Source organism: Calditrichota bacterium, from assembly GCA_014359355.1.
Lineage (GTDB): Bacteria > Zhuqueibacterota > Zhuqueibacteria > JANLFK01 > Oleimicrobiaceae > Oleimicrobium.
In genome coordinates this window covers 1-2,838 of sequence record JACIZP010000376.1, presented here as the reverse complement: position 1 = coordinate 2,838, position 2,838 = coordinate 1, and the positions used below count along the sequence as shown (strand labels likewise).

Here is a 2,838-nt window from a genome sequence, read left to right as displayed (position 1 = left end):
CAAGGGCAAGCCCAAGGAGAGGTGCGCCGCGATGGGGGCAAAGACGTCCCGTCCGTGGAATGTTGCGCTCACCTCCGCAAGGCACGAGTCCCGGCGCTCGATAGCCACCGCCTCGAACGTTGGCTCATGGGCAAAGACGTAGCTCAGCACCCCGTTGTCCGGCGCCACAAAGAGTTGCCCGCCCGCCGCGACGGCCATGCCGCGTCGGGCACTACCCACCCCCGGGTCCACCACGACCACGTGCACCGTGCCGGACGGAAAGAAGCGGTAAGCGGTGTGCAAGACGAAGGCTGCGGCCTGCACGTCGTGGGCCGGGATTTCGTGCGTGAGGTCCACCAGGCGTGCTGCCGGGTTGATGCCGAGAATCACCCCTTTCATGACCCCGACGAAGGCGTCTGCCGTACCAAAGTCGGTCAGCAGCGTCACGATGCCGCTGCGCGCCTTCGTGGCCACGGAGGAAAGCATCCCGTTTACTTCTCCCTGGTCAGCACCACCACGCTCTTGCCCACAAGTTCGCGCAACCGATCGGCGTCTTTGCTGCTGCCGACGATCGCGCCATAGTGCATCGGCACGACCACGCGTGCCCCCATCGCCTGCGCCGCCTTGGCCGCTTCCTCCGGCCCCATGGTGTAGGTGCCACCTATGGGCAAGAGCGCCACGTCCGACCGAAGCCGTGCCATCTCAGGCACAAAATCCGTGTCGCCGGCGTGGTAGATCACCAGTCCGCTGCCCATCCTGACGAGGTATCCCACCCACTGATTTGCCTTGGGGTGGAACTCTTTGCCCACGTTGTACGCCGGCACCGCGACTATCTCCACCCCATTCACCCGCACAGTATCCCCTGGGGCCACTGAGATAAGGTTCCCAGGTTTGGCACGCAGCCCGGCCAGCTCCTTGGACTTTTGCGCCTGCGCAATGACGTCACGTGGCGCCACCAGTCGCGTGTTCCCCTTGACCAGCTGGGCGATGCTGCTGGGGTCGAAGTGGTCGAAGTGGGAGTGGGTCACCAACACAATGTCAGCCAGCGGCGCTGTGGCGGGCATCTTCCAAGGGTCGATGTAGATCTGCCGCTCGCCGTCCTGCAGACGGAACGAGGCATGTCCGTACCAGTGCAGGAAAGAGGGCACGTCCAGCGCGCGCTCCTGTGCTCGCGCCTGCAGCACCATGCACAGGGCAAACATCACAACCCCTGCTCTCCACCTCATGGCTCAATCTCCTCCACCGCTACTCATCCGGGCAAAACGCCCTAATCTGCGCGAACAGCTGCTCTCTGCGAGCCACGTCGTGCTCGAACTCGAACTGGTCGGCTTCCACTGTCAGAACGTTCATCTCCTTGCTTGCGTTCTTGATCCAGCGCTCGTAGGCCAGGTTGAGCTCATGCAAGTACTCGGGGGTGATGCCCTTTTCAAAATCTCGGCCCCTGCGCCGGATGAGGGTAATCAGCGTCCACGTAGATGCGCGCAGGTACACGATCAGGTCCGGTTTGCGCAGGTAGCTGGTCATGCAATAGAACAGCTCGCGATAGTTATCATAGTCGCGCTGCTCCATGTGTCCTTGCTTGTAAAGGATGTACGCAAAGATCTCCGCGTCCTCATAGATGGAGCGATCCTGCACGCACGATACAGGGCTCTCGCTAATCAGCTTCTGGTCCATGAAGCGCTTGGAAAGGAAATAGACCTGCAGGTTGAAGCTCCATCTGCTCATGTCCTGGTAAAAGTCGCTGAGGTACGGGTTGTCGATCACCCGCTCGTAGAAGGGCTGCCAGCCAAAGTGCTCAGCAATCAACTTGGTGAGCGTGGTCTTGCCAACACCGATGTTGCCTGCTACCGCTACAAAGTGCTTTCTCGCCATGCGACCGCCTGAGTGTCCACGTGTTCTCGACTGCTTCCTTGCAGAAAGATAACCCAATTGCTGCTAAAAGTCAAGCGGTAAAGTCTGAGGAGGTCCCTCAGGCAGGGGCACCAGCAGTCAGTGGCGCCTGGTCCAGAGGTAGACTGAGAGGTGATCGGTGGTGAGGACGCGCTGCAGTTGTCCATCATCTCCCGGCACCCTTGGCACACAGTCTTTGACTGCGAATCCGGGAAGGGGGAGTTTTGCCACTTGGCGGCGGAGCCAGCCCTTTCTGCCCACGACGATGAGCACCGAATCCTCCCCGCTCGCCCGCAAGTCCGCCTCTGCCGGGCAAGAAACATCGAAGTAGTGCGAGGCCACTCGCTCATAGTTCCATCCCACCAAGCTCACGGTTATCGGAAGAGCCGTTCCCCAGTCCCCCATCACTTTGATCCCATCGCCAAAGCGGGCGCGCAAGGCTACGCCGACTGCGGCTCGGTGCGAAGCCAAACGCTGACTGGGCAGGGTCCACACTGCCACTGTCACCACGATTACTGCAAGCAAAGAGAGGAGAACGCCAGTACGCAAGAGTTTGCCTTGCGCTATTGCGATGCCGATGGGCATGGCCAGCGCCCAGAAGAGTGGCAGAAGGAAGCAACCCTTGTCCACGAGAAAGTCGGCGCTGACCAAAGGCAGGCAAAGGTATGGAGCCGTGGCCAAGGCCAAAGTGAAAAGCTGCGCTCTCCGCTCGCGCAGGCACACCATCCACCCTTTAGCTAGCAGGAAGAGCAGTGCGTTGAGGTTCACTATCAGAATACCAACGAGGCAAAGGAGCTTGTAGGGCAACGGCCGCCCTACTGCTTCGTGCCCCACCCCCTTGATGAAGGCAAAAGGAGAAGCCCCTAACAGCACATGCACCGCCATGTATCCGAGCACTGCCACCGCGCCCACGATCGCTGCAGACCTGACAACGCTCTTCTTCCACCCTCCCAAGAAGACCAGCGGAAA

The 2,838-nt window shown here is 60.6% G+C and carries 4 protein-coding genes; all 4 read right to left on the bottom strand.

Annotated features, from left to right (window positions below; translation table 11 throughout):
- Nucleotides 1-465, bottom strand: a 465-nt coding sequence (locus H5U38_15740; protein MBC7188475.1) for an SAM-dependent chlorinase/fluorinase, incomplete at its 3' end; no start/stop codon positions are given.
- A gap of 5 nt (nucleotides 466-470) precedes the next feature.
- Entirely contained in the window at nucleotides 471-1,166 is a 696-nt protein-coding gene (locus H5U38_15735; GenBank protein MBC7188474.1) for an MBL fold metallo-hydrolase, read from the bottom strand.
- Nucleotides 1,167-1,224: 58 nt separating this feature from the next.
- The gene (locus tag H5U38_15730; GenBank protein MBC7188473.1) at nucleotides 1,225-1,851 is read right to left on the bottom strand and encodes a deoxynucleoside kinase; all 627 of its coding nucleotides are present in this window, start codon (nucleotides 1,849-1,851) and stop codon (nucleotides 1,225-1,227) included.
- A 117-nt stretch (nucleotides 1,852-1,968) separates the two neighbouring features.
- Nucleotides 1,969-2,838, bottom strand: an 870-nt coding sequence (locus tag H5U38_15725) for a hypothetical protein (GenBank protein MBC7188472.1), incomplete at its 5' end; no start/stop codon positions are given.